21 protein-coding genes are annotated in these 21,822 nt (G+C 71.3%); 4 read left to right on the top strand and 17 right to left on the bottom strand.

What is annotated here, in order from left to right; genetic code table 11:
* Positions 1–124 precede the first annotated feature (124 nt).
* Genes ACFY8O_RS22310 through ACFY8O_RS22290 form a run of 5 tightly spaced genes read right to left on the bottom strand, consistent with a single transcriptional unit; the run spans position 125 to position 5,631 of the window.
* The gene (locus tag ACFY8O_RS22310) at positions 125–937 is read right to left on the bottom strand and encodes a DUF1295 domain-containing protein (RefSeq protein ID WP_387904945.1); all 813 of its coding nucleotides are present in this window, start codon (positions 935–937) and stop codon (positions 125–127) included.
* Positions 934–2,328, bottom strand: coding sequence for a class I SAM-dependent methyltransferase (locus ACFY8O_RS22305; protein WP_387904942.1), 1,395 nt, complete (start codon positions 2,326–2,328; stop codon positions 934–936). The genes ACFY8O_RS22310 and ACFY8O_RS22305 overlap by 4 nt, the downstream gene beginning before the upstream one ends.
* A complete protein-coding gene (locus tag ACFY8O_RS22300) occupies positions 2,325–3,587 on the bottom strand; it encodes a class I SAM-dependent methyltransferase (protein WP_387905381.1) in 1,263 nt (420 codons plus the stop codon). Before ACFY8O_RS22300 ends, ACFY8O_RS22305 begins: the two co-directional genes overlap by 4 nt.
* Before the next feature lie 50 nt (positions 3,588–3,637).
* Positions 3,638–4,363 carry a DUF1365 domain-containing protein gene (locus ACFY8O_RS22295; RefSeq protein ID WP_387904940.1) on the bottom strand — a complete coding sequence of 242 codons (726 nt, stop codon included), beginning with the start codon at positions 4,361–4,363 and terminating at the stop codon, positions 3,638–3,640.
* Entirely contained in the window at positions 4,360–5,631 is a 1,272-nt protein-coding gene (locus tag ACFY8O_RS22290; RefSeq protein WP_387904937.1) for an NAD(P)/FAD-dependent oxidoreductase, read from the bottom strand. The genes ACFY8O_RS22295 and ACFY8O_RS22290 overlap by 4 nt, the downstream gene beginning before the upstream one ends.
* Before the next feature lie 251 nt (positions 5,632–5,882).
* Between ACFY8O_RS22290 and ACFY8O_RS22285 the strand changes: the two genes are divergently transcribed.
* The 4 genes from ACFY8O_RS22285 to ACFY8O_RS22270 all read left to right on the top strand — a co-directional run bounded on the left by ACFY8O_RS22285 (position 5,883) and on the right by ACFY8O_RS22270 (position 9,706).
* Complete coding sequence (locus tag ACFY8O_RS22285; RefSeq protein ID WP_387905378.1) at positions 5,883–7,421, top strand: molybdopterin-dependent oxidoreductase; 1,539 nt, start codon at positions 5,883–5,885, stop codon at positions 7,419–7,421.
* A 69-nt stretch (positions 7,422–7,490) separates the two neighbouring features.
* Positions 7,491–8,138, top strand: coding sequence for a fasciclin domain-containing protein (locus ACFY8O_RS22280; RefSeq protein WP_387904935.1), 648 nt, complete (start codon positions 7,491–7,493; stop codon positions 8,136–8,138).
* A 28-nt stretch (positions 8,139–8,166) separates the two neighbouring features.
* Complete coding sequence (locus tag ACFY8O_RS22275; protein ID WP_387904932.1) at positions 8,167–9,174, top strand: ADP-ribosylglycohydrolase family protein; 1,008 nt, start codon at positions 8,167–8,169, stop codon at positions 9,172–9,174.
* An 88-nt stretch (positions 9,175–9,262) separates the two neighbouring features.
* On the top strand, positions 9,263–9,706 hold the full coding sequence (locus ACFY8O_RS22270; RefSeq protein ID WP_145806871.1) for an SPW repeat protein: 444 nt from the start codon (positions 9,263–9,265) through the stop codon (positions 9,704–9,706).
* Between the two features lie 108 nt (positions 9,707–9,814).
* On the opposite strand, the gene ACFY8O_RS22265 is transcribed toward ACFY8O_RS22270, so the two are convergent.
* The 12 genes from ACFY8O_RS22265 to ACFY8O_RS22210 form a co-directional block, all read right to left on the bottom strand.
* Entirely contained in the window at positions 9,815–12,643 is a 2,829-nt protein-coding gene (locus ACFY8O_RS22265) for a DEAD/DEAH box helicase (protein WP_387904930.1), read from the bottom strand.
* A gap of 73 nt (positions 12,644–12,716) precedes the next feature.
* On the bottom strand, positions 12,717–13,607 hold the full coding sequence (locus tag ACFY8O_RS22260; RefSeq protein ID WP_387904927.1) for a diacylglycerol kinase: 891 nt from the start codon (positions 13,605–13,607) through the stop codon (positions 12,717–12,719).
* Between the two features lie 18 nt (positions 13,608–13,625).
* Positions 13,626–14,576: a twin-arginine translocase subunit TatC gene (gene tatC, locus ACFY8O_RS22255; protein ID WP_387904924.1), complete on the bottom strand. Its 951-nt coding sequence runs from the start codon at positions 14,574–14,576 to the stop codon at positions 13,626–13,628.
* 49 nt (positions 14,577–14,625) lie between these two features.
* Positions 14,626–14,919: a Sec-independent protein translocase subunit TatA gene (tatA, locus tag ACFY8O_RS22250; protein ID WP_145806518.1), complete on the bottom strand. Its 294-nt coding sequence runs from the start codon at positions 14,917–14,919 to the stop codon at positions 14,626–14,628.
* A 214-nt stretch (positions 14,920–15,133) separates the two neighbouring features.
* The gene (locus tag ACFY8O_RS22245; RefSeq protein WP_145806520.1) at positions 15,134–15,331 is read right to left on the bottom strand and encodes a hypothetical protein; all 198 of its coding nucleotides are present in this window, start codon (positions 15,329–15,331) and stop codon (positions 15,134–15,136) included.
* Between the two features lie 24 nt (positions 15,332–15,355).
* Entirely contained in the window at positions 15,356–15,631 is a 276-nt protein-coding gene (locus ACFY8O_RS22240; protein ID WP_145806522.1) for a hypothetical protein, read from the bottom strand.
* 37 nt (positions 15,632–15,668) lie between these two features.
* Positions 15,669–16,625, bottom strand: coding sequence for a helix-turn-helix transcriptional regulator (locus ACFY8O_RS22235; protein ID WP_145806524.1), 957 nt, complete (start codon positions 16,623–16,625; stop codon positions 15,669–15,671).
* Positions 16,626–16,640: 15 nt separating this feature from the next.
* Positions 16,641–17,594 (bottom strand): helix-turn-helix transcriptional regulator, encoded by a 954-nt coding sequence (locus ACFY8O_RS22230; protein ID WP_145806526.1) that lies wholly within the window; start codon positions 17,592–17,594, stop codon positions 16,641–16,643.
* A 115-nt stretch (positions 17,595–17,709) separates the two neighbouring features.
* Positions 17,710–18,084 carry an FKBP-type peptidyl-prolyl cis-trans isomerase gene (locus ACFY8O_RS22225; protein ID WP_145806528.1) on the bottom strand — a complete coding sequence of 125 codons (375 nt, stop codon included), beginning with the start codon at positions 18,082–18,084 and terminating at the stop codon, positions 17,710–17,712.
* 42 nt (positions 18,085–18,126) lie between these two features.
* A complete protein-coding gene (locus ACFY8O_RS22220) occupies positions 18,127–19,062 on the bottom strand; it encodes an FKBP-type peptidyl-prolyl cis-trans isomerase (RefSeq protein ID WP_387904919.1) in 936 nt (311 codons plus the stop codon).
* Positions 19,063–19,183: 121 nt separating this feature from the next.
* On the bottom strand, positions 19,184–20,545 hold the full coding sequence (gene pafA, locus ACFY8O_RS22215) for a Pup--protein ligase (RefSeq protein WP_145806531.1): 1,362 nt from the start codon (positions 20,543–20,545) through the stop codon (positions 19,184–19,186).
* Between the two features lie 9 nt (positions 20,546–20,554).
* Positions 20,555–21,814 (bottom strand): MFS transporter, encoded by a 1,260-nt coding sequence (locus tag ACFY8O_RS22210; protein WP_387904915.1) that lies wholly within the window; start codon positions 21,812–21,814, stop codon positions 20,555–20,557.
* Positions 21,815–21,822 lie beyond the last annotated feature (8 nt).

Here is a 21,822-nt window from a genome sequence, read left to right as displayed (position 1 = left end):
GTCCCGGCGAGCACGTTCGAGGCGGCCTGAGCCGGTCCCGCCGAGCACGTTCGAAACCGTCAGGGCTGAACCACGGCACGAAGGGCGTGCCCCCACCCCGGGGGCACGCCCTTCGTGCCGTGGTTCAGCCCCGGCGCCGCGAGCCCGGAGGCAGGGGGAAGAAGCCGCTGGTGCGGGCGGTGTACTCGGCGTATCCCGGCCGTCCCTCCATGTGCCGCTCCAGCAGTGCCTTGCCACTGCCCTTGGTCAGCAGGAGGCTCATCACCACCGGCGAGACGAGCGTGGCCGCCGCCACCGCGGGCTCCGCGCAGACGACGAGGAAGAGACCCCACCAGACGCAGAAGTCGCCGAAGTAGTTCGGGTGCCGGGTCCAGGACCACAGCCCCCGGTCCATGATCCGGCCCTTGTTCGCCGGATCGCGCTTGAACCGGGCGAGCTGTGCGTCCCCCACCGCTTCGAAGGCGAGCCCCACCGCCCACAGCACCACGCCTGCCCAGGCCCAGGCGCCCGGCGGCCCCGGCAGGTAGTACCCGGCCTGTACCGGCAGGGAGATGAGCCAGACCAGCGCGCCCTGGAGCAGGTACACCTTGCGCAGGGCGTACAGGTCAGGGTTGCCCGGCGCCTTGGCCAGCATGGCCTCGTAGCGCGGGTCCTCGCCGTGACCCCTGCCCCGCCGGCCGATGTGCACGGCCAGCCGCACACCCCAGACCACGGTCAGCGCGGTCACCAGGAGCCGCTGCCCAGGGTCCCCCTCGCCCGCCGACACGGCGTACGAGACCAGGGCGACGGCCGCGAAGCCGAGGCCCCACGCGACGTCCACGATCCGGTGCACGCGCTTGCGCAGGGCGATCAGGAACGTCACGAGCATGACGGCGAGGGCGGCGCCCGCGGCTGCCGCCAGGTTCGTGGCGAACGCCGCCCAGGCGAAGCCGTTCATCGGCCCGCCCCCGTGCGCGCCCCCGCGACGACCGGTCCGGCCGGGGACCGGCTTTCCTGTCCGGCCGTCACCCCGAGGCCCTCGTACCAGTCGTGACGGGTGAGGGGCATGCCGACGGACCCCTGCGCGTCGGGCCGGACCGACAGGATCTGGTCCACCCCCATGCGCCGCTCCTCGAAGGCGAGGGCTCCGCCCACCAGGTACAGGCGCCACACCCGGGCCGTCTCCTCGCCGACCAGGGCCACGAACTCGGGCCAGCGCTCCTCCAGGGTCCGGTGCCAGGCCTCCACGGTCAGCACGTAGTGCTCACGCAACGACTCCACGTCGCGGACCTCCAGTCCCGCCCCTTCGAGGAGGCCGACCGTCTCACCGAGCGGGCGCATGTGCATGTCCGGGGCGATGTACGACTCGATGAACGCTCCGCCGCCGGGAGCGGTGGAGCCCCGGGACATCTGCTGGACCAGGGCGCGGCCCCGGGGCCGGAGCACGGAGTGCAGGAGCGCGGTGAAGGCGGGGTACTCGGCGTCCCCGACGTGCTCCCCCATCTCGACGGTGGACACCGCGTCGTAGCCGCCGCGGAAGTCCGCCAGGCCGGTGACGTCGCGGTAGTCGCAGCAGTGCACCTCGACGAGGTTCTCCAGCCCGCGCTCCGCCACCTGTCCGCGTACGTACGCCGCCTGCTCCCTGGCCAGGGTGACCGCCGTGACACGGACCCCGTGCCGGGCCGCCGCGTGGAGCGTCAGGGATCCCCAGCCGCAGCCGATGTCGAGGAGGCGGGCGCCCGGGGTCAGTCCCAGCTTGCGGCAGATCAGCTCCAGCTTGTCGCGCTGGGCGTCGGCCGGCCCGTAGTCCGGGCCGGTGCCGGTCCAGTAGCCGCAGGAGTACGCCATCGTCTCGTCGAGCAGCAGGGAGTAGAAGGCGTTCGACAAGTCGTAGTGGTGGCTGACGGCCGCCCGGTCGCGTGCCTTGCTGTGCAGGGCGCCGCTGAGCCCGGCCCGGGCGGCGGGAACCGGCGGGCGGGGGCCGACCGCACCGAGGCGCAACGCGGTCCCGGCCGCCCGGAGGCGGTCGGCGACGCCGGGACGGGGCAGGTCCAGCCCTTGCTCCCGGGAGGCGCGGCGCATCGCGCGCAGCCCCTCGGCGAGGTCGTCGGCGATGTCGATGTCACCGGTGATGTAGGCCTCGGCGAGGCCGAGTTCGCCCGGCTGCCACAGCAGCCGGCGCAGCGCCCTGCGGGAGCGCACGTGGACCGTGGGGGCGTCCTCGGGGCCGGTCTCGCTGCCGTCCCACATCCTGATCCTGACCGGCGGCGGGCCGCCGAGGAACTGCTCGACGACGGGCGCGATCCGCTGCGCCGCTCCGGTTCCCAGGGTGTCGGTCAAGGTGTTCACGCGGTGTCCTCACGGGTCAGGAGAAGCTGCTGCACATCGAGGTAACCGGACCGGAATCCGGCCTCGGAGTAGGCGAGGTAGAAGGTCCACATGCGGCGGAAGGTCGCGTCGAAGCCGAGTGCGCCGACCTGGGGGGCCCGCTCCTCGAAGCGTTCCCGCCACAGCCTCAGCGTCTCGGCGTAGTGCATGCCGAAGGTGCTGCGCTGCCGCGTCCGCAGTGCGGTGTGGGCGGTGGTGACGCGTTCGACGGCCTCGGTGGAGGGGAGCAGTCCGCCGGGGAAGATGTACTTCTGGATCCAGGTGTAGGTGCGGCGGCTGGCGAGCATCCGGTCGTCGGGCATGGTGATGGCCTGGAGCGCGACACGGCCACCGGGGGCGAGGCAGCGCTCCAGCGTCCGGAAGTACACCGGCCAGAACTCCTCGCCGACGGCCTCGATCATCTCGACGCTGACGATCGCGTCGTACTCCCCGGTGACGTCCCGGTAGTCGCAGAGCCGCACGTCGACACGGTCCTCGTAACCGGCCTCCCGGATCCTGCCCCTGGCCAGCTCCTGCTGCTCCCTGGAGAGCGTGAGGGTGGTGACGCGGGCGCCCCGCGCGGCGGCGCGGAGGGCGAGTTCGCCCCAGCCGGTGCCGATCTCCAGCAGCTCGGTGCCGGGGCCCACATGGGCCAGGTCCAGCAGCAGGTCGATCTTGCGGTGCTGGGCGGCGGGCAGCAGGTCGTACTGGGCCGGGAAACCGCGGAAGACCGCGGAGGAGTAGGTCAGCGTCTCGTCGAGGAAGAGGGCGAAGAGGTCGTTCGACAGGTCGTAGTGGTGGCTGATGTTGTCGCGTGACCCCTCGGGGGTGTTGGCCTGCGAGGCGGGCTGCCGCAGGGCCCACAGTCCGCGCAGCTTCTGCAGCGGTGCGGGGACGAGGTCCGCCGCGTTCCCCGCCAGGACGCTCAGTACCCCGACGAGGTCGGGAGAGTCCCACTCCCCCGCCATGTACGACTCGCCGAAGCCGACGAGCCCGCCCGCGCCGATGCGCCGGAAGAACGCGTCGGGCCGGCGGATCTCCATGAGCGGTCCGCCGAGCCCGATGCTGTCCCGGCCCACGAGCCGGACGCGCAGGGGCAGTCGGGACAGCGCGTGCCGTACGAGGCGTTCGGCCACGGCGGTCCTGATCTCCCCGGCGCGGGGCTGGGCGGCGACATCGGGCCACCGGGCCGCGTCCACGGCGGTGAGGGGGGCCGTCGCGCCCCGTGCCTGCGCCGGAATCGTGCGGCTGCGGGCGGGCGAGGAGGGAGGGGTGGAAGAGGTGGGCACCTTCACTGCATGCCTTCCTGGGTGTGGTGAGCGGGACGGGGCTGGACGGGGAGCCGGCGCAGGAACAGCCGGATGCCGTGCAGCCGGATGGCGGCGGAGACGACCGCGGTCGAGAAGGGGTGCCGGAGGAAGAGCCGCAGCAGCTGACCGGGGGTACCGGGGCGCCGGGTCCCGCGCACGGTCGCCGTGAACGGGCGGGCCCCCTCGCGCTCCAGGTGGACCGTCAGGCTCAGGCGGCGGTCCGGCACGGGCAGCCGCATGCGGTACTCCCCGTCCACCGGGAAGAACGGCGAGACGTAGAAGTCCTTCCGGGTCTGCGCCCGGTCCGCGGCGTCGGGGCGGAGCAGGTAGCAGTGGCGCCCGCCGTAGGTGTTGTGCACCTCGGCGACCACGCAGAGCGGGCTGCCGTCGGGGCGGTGGCACCAGTAGACGGTCAGCGGATTGAAGACGTGGCCGAGGACCCGGGCCTGGGTGAGCATGGTGACGCTGCCGTCGCCGAGGTCGACGCCCCGGGTGCGCAGGAACCGTTCGAGCCCGGCCCGTACGGTGGGCGCCGTGCCGCCGAAGTGGTCACGGGCGTCGAACCCGGCCAGCGGGCGCAGCGGTGCCGGCAGCCGTGGCGGGCGGTCCGGGTCGATGAGCCACATATAGGTGCGGTGCCGCAGGGCGTATCTGCGGGGCGCGGTCCGCACATGGGTGATGGTGCACGGGTAGAGGGCGCTGCTCACCAGGCGACCCCGAGCGCCGCGGCGGCCTCGGCACCCGAGCGGCAGCCGTCCTCGTGGAACCCCCACCCGTGGTAGGCCCCCGCGTAGGCGGTGACCGGTCCCGAGAGCGCGGGCAGCCGGGCCTGGGCGGCGACCGACTCCGGGGTGAAGACGGGGTGTTCGTACACCGTCCGGGCGCGTACGAGGTCCGGGTCGACCCGGTCGGCGCCGTTCAGCGTGACGACGAACCGCTCGGGGGCGTCCAGCCGCTGAAGGCGGTTCATGTCGTAGCTGACGGTGACCCGGTCGGCGTCGGCGGCGCAGGAGGGCATCAGGTAGTTCCACGAGGCGGCGGCCCCCCGGCTGTGCGGCAGCAGTGTGGTGTCGGTGTGCAGCAGCGTCGGGTTGCGGGAGTAGCGGAACGCCCCGAGTGTCCGCCGCTCCTCCTCGGCCGGGTCGGCGAGCAGCCGGAGCGCCTGGCCGGGATGGGTGGCGAGGACGACCGCGTCGTACTCCTCGGTGGCGCCGTCCTCCGTGACGATCTCCACGCCGTCGCTGTGTCTGCGCACGGCCCTGACCGGGGTGGAGGTCCGTACGGAGTGCACCTGCTTGACGACGCGGTCGACGTACTCGCGCGAGCCGCCGGTGACGGTCCGCCAGACCGGCGAGTCCCCGATCGAGAGCATCCCGTGGTGCTCCAGGAACCGGAACAGGTAGCGGGCGGGGTAGCGCAACGCGGTCACGGGGTCGCAGGACCAGACGGCGGAGACCATGGGGGTGAGGAAGTGCGCGCGGAAGTAGGGGGTGAAGCGGCCCCGCACGGCGAACTCTCCGAGGGTCACGCCCGCTGTCCCCTCCGGCAGGGCGAGCAGCGCCCTGGCCGCCCGGTGGAAACGCGGCACCTCGGTCAGCATCCGCAGGTACGGGCCGCGCACCACGGAGCCGGGCCGGGCGAACAGGCCGGCGGCGCCCTTGGCGCCCGCGTATTCGAGTCCGCACCCCTCGCAGCGCACGGACATGCTCATCTCCGACTCCTGCGTGGCCACGCCCAGTTCGCCGAAGAGCCGGAGCAGGTGCGGATAGGTCCGCCGGTTGTGCACGATGAACCCCGAGTCGACGCGGTGTGTCCGGCCGTCCGAGGAGGTCAGGTCGTGGGTGTGGGCGTGTCCGCCGGGGCGCCCGTCCGCCTCGAAGAGCGTCACGTCGTGCGCCTTCCCCAGGACGTGCGCGGCGGTGAGTCCCGCCACCCCGCTGCCCACTACGGCTGTTCGCCGCCGCTCCCCTGCCATTCGGGTTCCCTCCGGTCTCGCCTGACTGGCCGGGGCCGTTCTCCAGTGCCCCTCAGAGGTCATTCGAGGCAGCAGGCCTCGCGGATTGGCCGATGATCAGACTTCCTTCGATCGAGTGAACGACCAATCCGCCGGGCGATCCGCGCCGAATCCCCGACGTGACCACAGACCACGACGTTGCGCAGAAGCAAGGGGCCGTCCGTTCCCGGCGATCCCGCTGGGCGCGCGCCTCGTGCGCCGCGCTCAGCGGTCTGATCTCCGGGTTCACCGCCCTGTGCGTCGCCGAACTGGTCGCGGCTGCCGTGCGTCCCGAGGCGGGTCCGGTCACGGCCGTGGGCGGGGCGGTCATCGACCGCACTCCCCCGGCCGTGAAGGACTTCGCAGTACGGAATTTCGGCACCGCCGACAAGCTGGTCCTGCAGCTCGGGATCCTCGTCCTCCTGGCGGTCTTCGCCATGGCGGTGGGGATCCTCGCGCTGCGGCACCGGTGGGCAGGCGCTGCAGCCGTCCTGGTCTTCGGTGTGGTCGGGGCAGTGTCCGCGGCCGGGCGGCCCGAGGGCCGCCCGGCCGACGTACTGCCTTCGGTCGTGGGCGCGCTGGCGGCCGCAGGGGTGCTGTATCTCCTGGCCGGACGGCTGGCGCCCGTCACCGTCCCGCCTCCCGCGGCTGGGGAGACGGGCGGCGACGGGGACCAGGGCGCCTTCGACCGCCGCGGATTCGTCCTCGCGGCGACCGCGGCGGCGGCGGCCTCGGCCGGGGCGGGGCTCCTGGGGCGACGGCTCCAGGAGTCCCGGCTGGCCGGGGTCTCCGCCTCGCGGGGTGACCTCGTGCTCCCCGCGCCTGCCTCACCCGCCCCGGCGACACCGGGCGGGGCCGATCTGGAGATCCGTGGCCTGAGCTCGTTCACCACACCGAACAAGGACTTCTACCGGGTGGACACCGCTCTGGTGGTCCCGCGCGTCGACGCCGCCAGATGGCGGCTGCGGATCCACGGGAAGGGGGTGGCGCGACCCGTCACCCTCACCTTCCAGGACCTCCTGGGGCGCGAGCTCGTCGAGCGCGACATCACGCTGACCTGCGTGTCCAACCAGGTGGGCGGTCCGTACGTCGGCACCGCGCGGTGGATCGGCGTGCGTCTGGCCGATCTGCTGCGCGAGGCCGGGGTGAAGCCCCCGTCGAAGGGGGGACCGGCCGACCAGATCGTGTCGCGCTCCGTGGACGGGATGACGATCGGCACCCCGGTCGAGGACGTCATGGACGGCCGGGACGCCCTGCTCGCGGTCGGCATGAACGGCGAACCCCTGCCGTTCGACCACGGCTTCCCCGTCCGGATGGTCGTCCCCGGCCTGTACGGCTACGTCTCGGCGTGCAAGTGGATCGAGGACATCGAGCTCACGACGTTCGACGCGTACGACGCCTACTGGGTCGAGCGCGACTGGTCCCGCGAGGCACCGATCAAGACGCAGTCACGCATCGACACGCCCCGCCCCTTCGCCGCACCGCGAGCGGGGACCGTCCCGGTCGCCGGTGTCGCCTGGGCCCAGCACCGGGGCATCGCCCGGGTGGAGGTCCGGGTCGACGGCGGCGCGTGGCACACCGCGCGGCTGGCGGCGGAGACCGGACGTGACACCTGGCGCCAGTGGGTGTGGGAGTGGCCCGCCACGACCGGCCACCACACCCTCGAGGTCCGCGCGACGGACCGCACCGGCGCGACACAGACCGACGAGCGGGTCGGCACCGTCCCCGACGGTGCGACCGGATGGCACTCGGTGGTGGTCGACGTGACCTGACCACCGCGGCCTCCACCGGACCTCTCCTTTCCTTCTCTCTCTCGACAACGATCAATTCAGGAGCACCTCATGAACACCCGTCACCTTCGTCGCGTCGCCGTCACCGTCTCCGCCGCGGCCCTGCTGCCCTTCGCGCTGACCGCCTGCTCCGACGACTCCGGCACCTCCTCGTCCGGCGCCGGTGCGGACAAGGCCGCGTCGAGCGCGCCTGCCGAGGCGCCCGAAAGCGCCGCTGCCATGAGCAAGCCCTTCGGCCCCGGCTGTGCCTCGGTCCCGAAGGAGGGCGCCGGCTCGTTCGAGGGCATGGCGCAGGACCCGGTCGCCACGGCCGCGTCGAACAACCCGGCGCTGTCCACGCTGGTGACGGCCGTCAAGCAGGCCGGCCTCGTCGACACCCTGAACAGCGCCGAGAACATCACCGTGTTCGCCCCCACCAACGACGCCTTCGCCAAGATCCCGAAGGCCGACCTGGACAAGCTGCTCGCGAACAAGGCCGAGCTCACCAAGGTGCTCACCGCGCACGTGGTCGGCGAGCGGCTGACGCCGGCGCAGCTGGAGAAGGGCTCGTTCGACACCCTGGCCAAGACCGAGCTGACGACGGCGGGTTCGGGCGAGCAGTACACCGTGAACGACTCCTCCAAGGTCGTCTGCGGCAACGTCCCGACCTCCAACGCCACGGTCTACATCGTCGACACCGTCCTGATGCCGGCCGCCTGACCCGTCGTGCCGTCACTAAGCTGACGGAATGACACCGACGAGCCCCGAGGACCGCGCCCTCCGCCCCGACCGGAGCGGGCCGGACCGCGGGGCTCGTGCCGTGGGTGCGGTGGTCGGCTCCGCGGTGGGCGACGCGCTCGGCGCGCCCTTCGAGTTCGGCGCCCCCGGTGCGTACGGCGCCCGGTTCCCGGACGGGGCGGGGGCGATGTGCGGAGGCGGCGGCTGGGACCCGGGCGAGGCGACGGACGACACGCAGATGGCCGTCCTGGTCGGGGAGTCGCTGCTGGAGAACGGCGGACTGGACCTCCCGGACATCTTCGGCCGGTTCAGGCGGTGGGCGGCCTCCGAGCCGAAGGACATCGGCCTGCAGACCGAGGACGTCCTCACCGGCGGCGATCCCTGGGACCTCGCGGCAGCGCTGCACTTCCAGGTCAACACGCGTGCCGCCGGGAACGGTTCACTGATGCGTGCCACCACGTCGGCGGTGTACTTCGCCCGCGCGGGACGGGCGGCGACGATGGACGCTGCGCGCCGGATCGCGGCCCTGACGCACGGGGACCGGGCGGCCTGGGAAGGCACCGCGCTCTTCCACGAACTGGTGCGCGTGGCGCTGGAGGGCGGCGATCCGCTCGCCGCCGTGGGCGAGGCGCTGGCCTCCGTCCACGAGGACCACCGGGCCCGCTGGTCGGCCGTCCTCGTGCCGGACTGGCATCCGGACGACGCCACGGAGTTCAACGGGGCGGTCTGGCCGTGTCTGGGCACCGCGGTCTGGGCGCTGCGCACCACCACCGGTTTCGAGTCCGCCCTGGCCGCCGCGGTCGACGTGGGCGGGGACACCGACACGGTGGCGGCGGTCACGGGCGGACTGGCCGGAGCGGTGTACGGGATCGACGCGGTCCCGGAGCGCTGGACGCGCCCTCTGCACGTACCGCTGCCGGGATACGGGGACCGAGTCCTGCGGGCGGACGACCTGGTGACGCTGGCTCTCCGGCTGGAGGGATCCGCAGAATCCGACCACCCGGAAAACTACACATAAGGGACATATAAGAGCACACTGGTCAGGAGAGCTGATGACCGTGATCCTCAGCGCGGTCGCTCCAGCAAGTGCGAAGGAGACCATCCTCATGAGTAACATCTCGCACACCGGAAGGGACATCTCCGGCCATCCTGATGCCGAAGAAATGCGGGCACGCCACGACCGTGTGATGAGCGGTGGCCGGACCACTGCCATGGCGGACGCACCGGTGTTCCTGCTCGGCCTGTACTGCGCCGTCTCGCCGTGGGTGCTGCACTTCACCGCGAGCCAGCCTTCCCTGGTGACGCACAACCTCGTCATCGGGATCGCCATCGCCGTGCTGGCCCTCTGCTTCACCGCCATGCCGGAGCGGATGACCGGCATGAGCATGGCCATCGTCGCCCTGGGGGCGTGGCTCATCGTGTCGACATGGGTCGTGGGCCAGAGCCCTGACACGGGCGTCATCCTCAACAACGTCATCGTCGGTGGTCTGGCGATCGTGCTGGGGGCCGCCTGTGCGGGACTCTCGATGAAGAACAGCAGGAAGACCTGACGGGAGGGCGCACGGAAGTGGCCACAGGCGTCCATGTTCTGCCTGTGGCCACTCGTCCGCCGATGGCGTCCCGCTCCCCCGGGGCGCGCTCACCTCACCGCTCGGACCTCAGCCCACGGAGCTGTACGCCACCACGCCCCGCAGGACCGCGTCGACGGCCTTGTGGGCGTTCTTCGCGACCGAACTCCCCTCCCGGGGCGCGGCTGCGGCGATCTGGCCGAGCACGTCGATGACCTGCTTGCACCACCGCACGAAGTCACCCGCGGGCATCTCCGCCTCGCGGAGCACCTCGTCCAGTGTCCGGCCGGAGGCCCACATGTAGACCGCCCAGGCGAAGCCGAGGTCGGGTTCCCGCTGGCCGACCCCTTCCGTCTGGCTGATCTTGAAGTCCTCCTCGACGGCGTCGAGCCGGCCCCAGATACGGACCATCTCGCCCATCGCCGCCTTCGCCGGGCCGGAGGGCAGTTTGGGCGCCACCGCGTCGTCCGCCTGGCGGGCCTCGTAGACCAGCGCCGAGACGCACGCCGCGAGCTCGGCCGGGTTGAGCCCTTCCCAGACGCGTTCGCGCAGGCACTCGCTGGCCAGCAGGTCGAGCTCTCCGTAGAGCCGTGCCAGCCGCCGGCCGTTGTCGGTGACCTCGTTGCCGCGCAGGTAGTCCAGCTCGGTCAGGAGCGCGACGATGCGGTCGAAGGTCCGGGCGATGGTGTTCGTCCGCCCCTCGATGCGGTGCTCCAGCTGCCGGGTGTCACGCTGCAGCCGGTGGTAGCGCTCCGCCCAGCGGGCGTGGTCCTCACGCTCGTCGCAGCCGTGGCAGGGGTGGGCCCGCAGCTCCGTGCGCAGCCGGGCGATCTCCCGGTCGTCCGCCGCCGCGGCCCGCTGCTTGCGGTGGCGGCCCGGGTCGATGTGGCCGGCCTTGCTGCGCAGCGCCGAGGCCAGGTCCCGGCGGGACTGCGGCGAGCGCGGGTTGAAGGACTTGGGCACCCGCATCCTCTCCAGCGCCTCGACCGGCACCGGGAAGTCGATCTGGGCCAGCCGCTTGACCTGCCGCTCGGCGGTGAGCACCAGGGGCCTCGGCCCGTCGTGGTACTCCAGGCCGCGATGGCCGTTGGTCCGCCCGGCGGGCAGCCCCGGGTCGAGGACCAGCGCGAGTCCCGCGAACTTGCCGGTGGGGACGTGGATGACGTCACCGGGCTTCAGCTTCTCCAGGGAGGACGCCGCCGCCGCCCTGCGCTGGGCCGCGCCCTGCTTCGCCAGCTCGGTCTCGCGGTCCTTGAGGTCGCGGCGCAGGCGGGCGTACTCCTCGAAGTCCCCGAGGTGGCAGGTCATGCCCTCCTTGTAGCCCGCGAGGCCCTCCTCGTTGCGCTGCACCTGCCGGGAGATCCCCACGACGGAGCGGTCCGCCTGGAACTGCGCGAACGAGGTCTCGAGCAGCTCACGCGAACGGTGCCGCCCGAACTGCTGCACCAGATTCACGGCCATGTTGTACGACGGCCGGAAGCTGGAACGCAGTGGATACGTACGGGTGCCCGCGAGCCCGGCGAGCGCGCCGGGGTCCATGCCCCGCTGCCACAGGACGACCGCGTGTCCCTCCACGTCGATGCCCCGGCGGCCCGCCCGGCCGGTCAGCTGGGTGTACTCGCCCGGGGTGATGTCGGCGTGCTGCTCGCCGTTCCACTTGACGAGCTTCTCCAGCACCACGGAACGGGCCGGCATGTTGATGCCGAGCGCCAGCGTCTCGGTCGCGAAGACCGCCTTGACCAGGCCCCGGACGAACAGCTCCTCCACGACCTCCTTGAAGGTCGGCAGCATTCCGGCGTGGTGCGCGGCGATGCCCCGCTCCAGGCCTTCGAGCCACTCGTAGTAGCCGAGGACGTGGAGGTCCTCGGGCGGAATCGACGCGGTCCGCTCCTCGACGATCTCCCGCACCAGCCGGCGCTTGTCCTCGTCGTTCAGCCGGAGCCCGGCCTGGAGGCACTGCTGCACGGCGGCTTCGCACGCGGCCCGGCTGAAGATGAACGTGATGGCCGGCAGCAGCCCCTCGGCGTCGAGGCGGTCGATGACCTCCGGCCGGGAGGGGGTCCAGATGCGGCTGCGCTGGCGGCGCTCGCGCTCACGGTCCGCCTCGCGGACCATCTTCCCGCGCCGGCGGTCACGCGGGTTGTACCCGCGCTGGTTCTCCATCCGGGCGAGGCGGACGAGGTCGGGGCTGACCTCACGGCGGCCTGTACCCCGGCCGCCGTGGTCGGTCTCCTCCTCGAAGAGGTCGTACATCCGCCGCCCGGCCATGACGTGCTGCCACAGCGGCACGGGCCGGTGCTCGGAGACGATCACCTGGGTGTCTCCGCGGACGGTGTCCAGCCAGTCGCCGAACTCCTCGGCGTTCGACACCGTCGCCGACAGGGACACCAGGGTCACCGACTCCGGCAGGTGGATGATCACTTCCTCCCACACCGCGCCCCTGAAGCGGTCGGAGAGGTAGTGCACCTCGTCCATCACCACGTAGCCGAGGCCGGTGAGCGCCTGGGAGCCCGCGTACAGCATGTTGCGCAGGACCTCGGTGGTCATGACGACCACCGGGGCGTCCGCGTTGACGCTGTTGTCACCGGTCAGCAGACCGACCTTGTCCGCGCCGTAGCGCCGCACGAGATCGGTGAACTTCTGGTTGGACAGGGCCTTGATCGGCGTGGTGTAGAAGCACTTGCGCCCCTGCAACAGGGCCAGGTGCACGGCGAACTCACCGACGATCGTCTTGCCCGACCCGGTGGGAGCGGCGACCAGCACCCCCTTGCCCGCCTCCAGGGCCTGGCAGGCCTCGGTCTGGAACGGGTCCAGCCCGAATTCGTACATCTCGCGGAAGGGCCCGAGTGCTGTGGCCTGCTCGGCCGCACGGACCCGGGACGCCTGGTATCGCTCAGCTGGTGAGAGGTCCTCTGTCATCTTGATACGAGCCTACCCGCCTCGTATGACAGTCAGCCCGATCTTTGTTTCACGGTGCATGGGCCCCGTCCCCTCAGGGCGCGAGGACCCTGACGGCACCGGGTACGCAGGTGGCGGTGAGCGGCAGCGCGCCCAGCGGTTCGCCGTCCGCGTAGGCCGTGATCCCGGCGGCTGCCAGTTCGATCGAGGAGACGCGGTGCACGGTCACCGCGGGGTGGGCGAGGTGGGTGCCCCGGTAGACCTTCGGGAACACCTTGAGCAGCGTGGTCCGGCTGCAGTCCCCGACCACGGTCACGTCGAAGAGCCCGTCGTCCATGACCGCGTCCGCACAGATCCGCATGCCGCCGCCGTAGGTGGTGCCGTTGCCCACCGCGATCAGTGCCGCCTCGATCTCGCGCACCGGGCCGCCGTCCAGCCGTACGCGGTAAGGGATCGGGCGGAAGGCGGCCAGTTCGGCGAGGATCGCCAGGTCGTACTTGAAGCGCCCGCCGATCCAGCGCATCCGGTTGCCCCGGTCGTTGACCCGGGAGTCGAAGCCCGATGCCAGGACGGAGCCGAACCAGCGCTCCCCGGCCCGGCCCAGGTCGATCGGGCGCAGCGCCCCGGCCTTGAGCGCCTCTGCGGCCAGCCGCCCGGCGGCCGACGGGTCCCTGACCGGCAGGCCCAGGGCTCGGGCGAAGTCGTTCCCGGTGCCCACGGCCACGGCGCCGAGCGGCGTCGACGTCCCCGCCACGGCCTGCAGGGCGAGGGACATCATGCCGTCCCCGCCCACGGCTATGAGGGCTCCGGTCCCGCCGGCCACGGCTTCCCGCGCCCGCCTCAGGGCGTCGTCGGCGTCCTCACCGAGGACCGTCCGTACGGAGAAGCCGGCGTCCCGCAACGCGGAAGCGGCCGGCTGCGCGGCACGCGCGCCCCGGCCGCTTCCCGCGGTGGGATTGACGAAGAGGGTGATCTCGCTGGTCACCCGCCGGACCCTACAAGCTCAGGTGATGTCGTCGTAACCGTTGAGCCGGTGGGAACGGCCACCGTCGGACTGCTCGGGCAGGGCGGGCCGGGAGGACACCGGCTCGACCGCGCCGACGGCCTCGGGAGTCAGGTCCAGCCGCGAGGCCTCGTCGTCGTCGAGCTCGGCGTCGGGGTTCGCCCGCTGCCTGCGCTTGTCGTTGAGGAGGGAGATACCGACCGCGATGAAGTAGAGGACCGCCAGCGGACCGGCGAGCAGCAGCATCGAGATGGGCTCGCCGCCGGGCGTCGCGATGGCCGCGAAGGCGGTGAGACCGACAAGCATCCCGCGCCACCAGCGCAGCATGCGGGCACCGGTCAGGACACCGGTCATGTTGAGCAGGATGAGCAGCAGCGGCAGTTCGAAGGCCAGCCCGAAGACGATCACCATGCGGGTGATCAGGTCCAGGAAGTCGTCGAGCGGCAGCAGGTTCTTCACGTTGTCGGGCGTGAAGCCGAGCATGATCTCGGCGGTCTGCGGCAGGATCGCGTAGGCGAGGTAGGCGCCGCCGACGAAGAGGGGGACCCCCGCCGCGACGAAGGCCATCGAGTAGCGCTTCTCCTGCTTGTGCAGGCCGGGGGCGACGAACGCCCACAGCTGGTAGAGCCACACGGGGGTGGCCACCAGCACGCCCGCCATCAGGGACACCTTCAGCGCGATGGTGAACGGCGAGAGCAGACCGTTGGTGGTCATCTCCGCACACGGCCGGCCGTTGACCATGGTCAGGGCGCCGTTCTTGCAGCCGACCGAGTCAAGGATCGGCTTCATCAGGAACTCGAAGATTTCCTTCTGGAAGAACGCTGCCACGATCACGGCGACGACGATCGCCAGGACCGACTTCAGCAGCCGGTTGCGCAGCTCACGCAGGTGATCGAGGAGGGGCATCCGCCCCTCGTCGTCCTTCTCCTGCTTGCGGGCAGACTTGAGCAACCCACTTCCCTCGTCTCGTGCGGCAGCTTCCGGTGGTACGGGTCGGCTGTCAGCTCTGGGTGGTGGGCTTGGCGTCGCTGACCGGGCGGGCGCTGGTGACGTCTCCCGGGGCGGCCTGGATCGTGCGGGCGGTGGCCGCGGGCGGGGTCGGGTCCGCGACGGTCTCCGTGGTGGGCGCCGCGGACTCCGCGTCGTCCTTCTTCATGGCCTTGGCCTCGCTCTTGAGGATGCGAGCCGACTTGCCGAGCGAACGCGCCATGTCGGGAAGCTTCTTGGCACCGAAGAGCAGCAGGATGACAGCGATGATCAGAACGATCTCGAGGGGCTTCAGATTGCCGATCATGTGCGACTTCCTTCTCACTGAGGCGTCTGGAGGGTGGGCTCGCTACCCGTGTGACCGGACACGTGTCCGACCTTCGCGCTGGCAGCGATCGTAACCCGCAGGGGTGAACACGAGGCAATGCCCGTGCGTACTCCCGCTTGCGGCCCGCACCTCCCTGCCTGGGCCGCTCCAGCAGCGTACCCCCCGAACCAGTGAATCTGGAGGGCGCGCCCCGCTATCTCAGGGCCTCACCGGTGTCGGCGAGCGTCGTCGCCGCTCGTTCGAGATCCTCGGCCGCCCGGTTGATCCGGCGGGTGGTCTCGGCGACCTGACCTGCGAGCCGTTGTGCCTCGACGAAGACCTTGACGGCCAGTACGCCGAGCACGGCCAGGCCGGCGAAACCCAGGGCGATGGCGAGCATGGGCCAGAACATGGACGGATCCTCGATGTCGTCTCGTCACCCCAGAGCGGTGTGCAGGCGCAGGGTGCGCACTCCGCCGCCGCTCAGGAGCTCGATGATGCGTTCCCCGGCCGGCTTGCGGACCGCGGACCCGCACACGGGGCAGGTGAAGGAGTAGAAGGTCGTACGCCGGCTGGCTCCTATGGCGAGGCGCAGTGCGGCCGACGGGAGCTCGAACCGTTCACGGCAGTCCGGGCACGCGGCCCGGAAGCGTACGGCGGCGGGCACCGGGGCCGTGGCCGGCCCGGTCGTGGTGCTCGATATCGCACTCATGTGACCTCTGTCTCCTCGGTGCACCGACAGCCGCCCTTCAGAGCGCGCCGTCGTAGGCGGCCAGTGCCTCACGCGCCGCCAGCCGGGCGCTCTCGGCCAGCTCCTCGGGGGCGGTGATGCGTCCTTCGCCGCCCAGCCGCAGGGCGAGCCTGCGCAGGGAGGCGGGGTCGGGCGTGCGCAGCGTGATGCGCAGGCCGCCGTCGGGCAGTTCCTCCGCGCTGTCGTGGGGGTAGTACTCGGCCACCCACCGGCCACCGGGGCCGACCTCGACCACGACTTCCGGGTCCTCGGCGGCGGGCTGCACCAGCCCTTCGGACAGGTCACGCAGCTCCAGCTCGGGCGGGGCGGAGGGGGCGTCCAGCAGTCTGATCTCGGCCACCCGGTCGAGCCGGAAGGTGCGCCGGGCCTCGGTGAGCCGGCACCAGCCCTCCATGTAGGTGTGTCCGACGGCGAAGAGCCGGATCGGGTCCACCTCCCGCTCGGTGAGCTCGTCGCGTGCGGGCGAGTAGTAGCGCAGCCAGAGCCGGCGCCGCTCGGAGATCGCCCGGTCCACCTCGGCGAAGACGCCGCCCTCGGACTCGAAGGTGACCGAGAGCCTCGAACTGGCGGCCCCGACCTCCCCCGCCGCCGTCTCCAGCTTCGCGGTCGCGCGCACGAGTGCCTGCCGGTCGCTCTCGCGCAGGCCGGGGAGCGTGGCGACGGCCCGGGCGGCGACGAGCAGGGCGGTCGCCTCGTCGGCGGCGAGCCGCAGCGGCTCGGCGACGTCGTCCGGGTTGTGCCACCAGATCCGGTCCCCGTCGGTGTCGATGTCCAGCAGGTCACCGCCGCGGAAGCTGGTGCCGCACATGGGCAGGACGTCGAGGTCGGAGATCAGCTCGTCCTCGGTGATACCGAAGGCCCGGGCCACGTCCTGCACATGTGCGCCGGGGCGCTCGCGCAGATACGTCACCAGGGAGAGCATCCGCCGGGTCTGGTCGATCGCGTTCGTGGCCACGAGTACGTCTCCCCCTCAGTCCTTGGCCACGGCGCGCAGCCGGTCCATCACATCGGCCCGCAGGTCCGCGGGCTCGCTCACGATCACGTCCGCGCCGAACTCCACGAGCCAGGCGTCCAGTCCGTGTCCGTACGGAATCTCCAGCTCGTCCCAGCCGTCACCGAGTTCCCGTACCGATATCGCGCGGGAACGCAGGGGGTAGCCGGCGCCGGTGCGCAGCCTGATGCGGGCGGTCCTGGTGGCGGTCTCTCCCGCCCAGCTCTCGACGGTCTCCCGTACGGTCACGACGTCGGGGACCCGCGCCGTGAAGGCGCCCGCGCGGGAGCGGACCTTCCCCGAGATCCGGGACAGCCTGAAGACCCGCTCGGCCCCGCGCTCCCGGTCCCAGCCGGCCAGGTACCAGTGGCCGCGCCAGCACTCGAGCGTCCAGGGTTCGACCTGGCGCTGTTCGGGCCGCGCGGCGTTGCCCTTGCGGTAGTCGAAGGTGACCGGGCGGCGGTCCCGGCAGGCGAGCATCAGCGGCTCGAACGCGGCCTCGTGGACCGGGATCCGGGGTTCGAGGGCACTGTGGACCTCGTAGGCGTCCTCGGCCTCCGGCATGCCCGCGGCCCGCAGCTTCTGCAGGGCACCGCTGGCGGCCCCGGCGAGCCGGGCCTGCTGCCAGACCTTGGCGGCCAGCCCGAGGGCCGCGGCCTCCTCGGCGTCGAGCGTGATGGGGGGCAGCCGGTTGCTGTCGCGGCGCGCGAGGTAGCCGGTGTCGCCGTCCAGGTTCTCCACGGTCTCGATGACCAGGCCGAGTTCGCGCAGATCGTCCTTGTCGCGCTCGAACATCCGGTTGAAGGATTCGTCGGAGCCCGCCTCCAGGTAGGCCTCGATCGACCCACGGAGTTCACGCTTGCTGAGCGGGCGCCGGGTACCCAGCAGACACAGTGCCAGGTTCATCAGCCGTTCGGCCTTGGCAATCGCCATCGACGCCCTTTCTCGACGTGCTCCTTGACCGTCGACCGTACCGCCCCGGGGTGTCCGGGCCAAAGCGAGGGCCCGCGCCTTGCGGCACGGGCCCTGACTGCGGTAGACGGACGGATCAGACGCCGACGAGGTCGCAGACGAAGATCAGCGTCTCGCCCGGGGCGATGGCGCCGCCGCCCGCGCCGCGGTCGCCGTAGGCGAGGCGCGCGGGGATGGTCAGCTGACGACGGCCCCCGACCTTCATACCCTGGACGCCCTGGTCCCAGCCCGCGATGACCTGACCGGCACCGAGCTGGAACTGCAGCGGGGTGCCGCGGTTCCACGAGGCGTCGAATTCCTCGCCGGTGGAGAACGCCACGCCCACGTAGTGGACGGAGACGGTCTGGCCCGCCTGGGCCACCGGGCCGTCACCTTCCCAGATGTCCTTGATCTCCAGGTCGGCCGGCGGCTCGCCACCCGGGAAGTCGATCTCGGGCTTCTCGATGCTCACTGAACTGCTCCTCCTACGATGAACTGTGCAACCGGGACAGTCTTACATCTTTGCCAGGAGGTCCACGGCGAAGACGAGCGTGGAGTTGGCGGGGACGGTCTGCTGCGCCTCGGAGCCGAAGCCCTGGTCCGGCGGGATGACGAGCAGCACACGGCTGCCGACCTTCTTGCCGACCAGGCCGTTCTTCAGGCCCTTCAGGGTCACCTGGGCCAGCGGGAAGGTCTGGGTCTTGCCCGCCTGGTAGGTGCTGTCGAAGGCCTTGCTGCCCTTCCAGAGCAGCCCCACGTAGTTCACGACGACGCTGTCGGTCTCCTTGATGACCTCACCCTTGGACTCGAGGACGTAGGTGGAGACCAGCTTCTTCGGCGGGTCGGTCTTGGGGATCGTGACCGTCGGTGCCTTGCCGTCCGTGTTCGTCCCGACCTTCGGCAGGTCGATGTTGTCCTGGGCGACCACCGTGCCCTTGGCGGAAGCGGGGATCTGCGTGGCCTTCACGATGTCGACGACGAAGACCAGGGTGGCGTTGGGCTTGATGTCGCCCTGGCCCTGCTCGCCGTAACCGAGGTCCGGCGGGATGACCAGCTGGACGCGGCTGCCGACCTTCTGGCCCACGAGGCCCTTGTCCCAGCCCTGGATGACCATGCCCGCGCCCAGCGTCAGGTCGAAGGGCTGCTTGCGGTCGAAGCTGTTGTCGAACGGCTTGGTGGAGTCCCACGCCTGCCCGAGGTAGTTCACCTGGATCGCGTCGCCGTTCTTGAGCTTCGCGCCGTCACCCTCACTGATGACCTCGGTCTTCAGTTCCTTGGGGGGATCACCTTCGCCCTTCGCCAGAGTGGGCTTCTCGCCGAACTCGGCTCCCGCGGTGATCGCGGGAACGCCGTTCATGGACGAGGCGGAGTCGGAGGCCTTGTCGTCGCCGCATGCCACTGCGGACAGCAGCAGAAGGGGGACAACGAGAAGGCCGGCAAGTCGGCGCACTGGTTCCTCAGATCTCAGACGACACGTGAATGGTCCCCGACACTCTAGGCCGAGCGAAGGGCCCCGTACGAGGAACGTACGGGGCCCGGTCGCGCGAGGGGCGGGACGCGCACGTCCCGGATCACATGCCCGCGATCAGCTTCTCCACCCGGTCGTCGACGGAACGGAAGGGGTCCTTGCACAGGACGGTGCGCTGCGCCTGGTCGTTGAGCTTGAGGTGGACCCAGTCGACGGTGAAGTCCCGTCGCTGCTCCTGGGCCCGGCGGATGAAGTCGCCGCGCAGCCGCGCCCTGGTCGTCTGCGGGGGCACCGACTTGCCCTCGAAGATCTTCAGGTCGTTGCAGATGCGGGCGGCCTGGCCCTTGCGCTCCAGCAGGTAGTAGAGCCCGCGCCGCCGGTGGATGTCGTGGTAGGCGAGGTCTATCTGAGCGACCCTCGGGTTCGACATGGTCATGTTGTGCTTCGCCCGGTACCGCTCGATGAGCTTGTACTTCATGACCCAGTCGATCTCGGTGCCGATCCGGTCGAGGTCCTCCGCCTCGATGGCGTCCAGGGTGCGGCCCCACAGCTCGAGGACCTGGTCGACCGTGCCGGTCCGGATGCCCCGGCGCTCGACGAAGTCGACGGCCTTCTCGTAGTACTCGCGCTGGACCTCGATGGCCGAGGCCTCCCGGCCGCTGGCGAGGCGCACCTTGCGCTGTCCGGTGATGTCGTGGCTGACCTCGCGGATGGCCCGGATCGGGTTCTCCAGGGTCAGGTCACGCATCACGGTGCCCGCTTCGATCATGCGCAGCACGAGGTCGGTGGCGCCGACCTTCAGGAGCATGGTCGTCTCGGACATGTTGGAGTCACCGACGATGACGTGCAGACGGCGGTAGCGCTCCGCGTCGGCGTGCGGTTCGTCCCTGGTGTTGATGATCGGCCGGGAGCGCGTCGTCGCGGAGCTGACGCCCTCCCAGATGTGCTCGGCCCGCTGACTGACGCAGTAGACCGCGCCGCGTGGCGTCTGGAGCACCTTGCCCGCGCCACAGATCAGCTGACGGGTGACGAGGAACGGAATGAGGATGTCCGCGAGCCGGGAGAATTCCCCGTGCCGGGCCACAAGGTAGTTCTCGTGGCATCCGTAGGAGTTTCCTGCCGAGTCGGTGTTGTTCTTGAAGAGATAGACGTCGCCCGCGATTCCCTCCTCGTGCAGGCGGCGTTCGGCGTCGACGAGCAGGCCCTCGAGAATGCGCTCGCCTGCCTTGTCGTGCGTGACCAGTTCGGTCACGTTGTCGCATTCGGGGGTTGCGTATTCCGGATGCGATCCCACGTCGAGGTACAGGCGGGCGCCGTTCCGCAGGAAGACATTGCTGCTGCGGCCCCATGACACAACACGGCGGAAGAGGTAGCGCGCCACTTCGTCAGGTGACAGTCGGCGCTGTCCCCTGAACGTGCACGTGACGCCGTACTCGTTCTCCAGCCCGAAAATGCGGCGGTCCATGACTGAACATTACGCCTTATGGCCTGAGCTGAAACCGGGTTCGGCAGCACCGTTTCGATCATTTTCCGAACCGGCCACGACCGCGGGCGTATGCCCGGGAGCTGCGAGGACCCTTCCGGTGGTCAGCAGAACCAGCAGAGCCGCCACTCCACCGGCCCCCGCGACGGCGAAACTCCACGACGTCCCGCCGAGCTCGACGGCGGGTCCGGCCACCGCCGTTCCGGCCGCGGCGCCCACCCCGAAGGTGGTCACGAGCCAGGAGAACGCCTCGGTCACCGTGCCGCGCGGCGCGTGCCTGTCCACGACGATGAAGGAACAGGCGATGGCGGGGGCGAGGAAGACACCGGCCACTGCCGCGAGCGCGGTCATGGCCGGCACGCCGGGCGTCAGCGTCAACGGCAGGTAGCCCAGGGCCAGCAGCGCGACGATGCCCCGGAGCCTGCGCTCGGGAGGCCCGGCCCACTGGCGCGCCCCGTAGACCACCCCGCCGATCAGGGCGCCGAAGCCCAGTGCGGCCATCAGCCAGCCGTACACGGACTCCTGGCCCCGGTCGTCGGCGTAGGCGACCCCCGCCACCGTGATCGAGCCGAGGGCGAGCCCCACGAAGAAGAAGGCACCCAGCAGGGCGAGCAGTCCGGGCGAGCGCAGCGCGCCCAGCCAGTGCGCCTCACGGGGCTCGGAGCGCCAGGCCCTGGAGGGCTCGGACAGGACGACGGACAGGGCACCCAGCACCCCGAGGGCGTTGATGACGAGGAGAGCGGCGGCCGGGGATCGGAGCGACACCAGGACGGTCACGAGCAGCGGGCCGACGGTGAACATGATCTCCTGCGCGACCGCGTCCATGGCGTACGCGCGGTGCACCCGGTCCTCACGGCCGAGGACCGTGGGCCACAGCGCGCGAAGACCGCCCTCCAGCGGGGGTGTGAACAGGCCGGCCACGACGACCGCGGTGTACGCGACCGGGAGCGAGCCGAGTCCGGCCAGGGCGAGCACGGCCATGCCGAGCGCGGACACCACGGCCGCGGGCAGCTGCACGCGCGGCTGGCCGTACAGGTCCACGGCCCGGCCCAGCAGGGGCTGGCCCACGGCGGTGGCGAGGCCGTACGCCGCGGCGAGGACGCCGGCCAGGGTGTAGCTGCCGCCCTCCGCCCGGGTGAACAGGACGATGGCGATGTGCGCGGTGCCGTTGGGCAGCCGCCCCACCAGGGTCCCCGCGAGCAGCCGGGCGGCGTGCCGCGCCCGGAGGATGTCCAGATATCCCGCGGCCATGTCCGCCC

This window comes from Streptomyces argenteolus, assembly GCF_042902585.1.
GTDB lineage: Bacteria > Actinomycetota > Actinomycetes > Streptomycetales > Streptomycetaceae > Streptomyces > Streptomyces argenteolus.
This window is presented reverse-complemented; position numbering and strand designations above follow the sequence as displayed.

What these genes read in the sequence shown, in the direction of transcription:
- ACFY8O_RS22310 (WP_387904945.1), bottom strand. Translation starts at nt 937, where the DNA reads ATGAACGGCTTCGCCTGGGCGGCGTTCGCCACGAACCTGGCGGCAGCC.
- pafA (WP_145806531.1), bottom strand. Translation starts at nt 20,545, where the DNA reads ATGGACCGCCGCATTTTCGGGCTGGAGAACGAGTACGGCGTCACGTGC.
- ACFY8O_RS22290 (WP_387904937.1), bottom strand. Translation starts at nt 5,631, where the DNA reads ATGGCAGGGGAGCGGCGGCGAACAGCCGTAGTGGGCAGCGGGGTGGCG.
- ACFY8O_RS22265 (WP_387904930.1), bottom strand. Translation starts at nt 12,643, where the DNA reads ATGACAGAGGACCTCTCACCAGCTGAGCGATACCAGGCGTCCCGGGTC.
- ACFY8O_RS22210 (WP_387904915.1), bottom strand. Translation starts at nt 21,814, where the DNA reads ATGGCCGCGGGATATCTGGACATCCTCCGGGCGCGGCACGCCGCCCGG.
- ACFY8O_RS22230 (WP_145806526.1), bottom strand. Translation starts at nt 17,594, where the DNA reads ATGGCGATTGCCAAGGCCGAACGGCTGATGAACCTGGCACTGTGTCTG.
- ACFY8O_RS22275 (WP_387904932.1), top strand. Translation starts at nt 8,167, where the DNA reads ATGACACCGACGAGCCCCGAGGACCGCGCCCTCCGCCCCGACCGGAGC.
- ACFY8O_RS22280 (WP_387904935.1), top strand. Translation starts at nt 7,491, where the DNA reads ATGAACACCCGTCACCTTCGTCGCGTCGCCGTCACCGTCTCCGCCGCG.
- ACFY8O_RS22245 (WP_145806520.1), bottom strand. Translation starts at nt 15,331, where the DNA reads ATGTTCTGGCCCATGCTCGCCATCGCCCTGGGTTTCGCCGGCCTGGCC.
- ACFY8O_RS22270 (WP_145806871.1), top strand. Translation starts at nt 9,263, where the DNA reads ATGAGTAACATCTCGCACACCGGAAGGGACATCTCCGGCCATCCTGAT.
- ACFY8O_RS22240 (WP_145806522.1), bottom strand. Translation starts at nt 15,631, where the DNA reads ATGAGTGCGATATCGAGCACCACGACCGGGCCGGCCACGGCCCCGGTG.
- tatA (WP_145806518.1), bottom strand. Translation starts at nt 14,919, where the DNA reads ATGATCGGCAATCTGAAGCCCCTCGAGATCGTTCTGATCATCGCTGTC.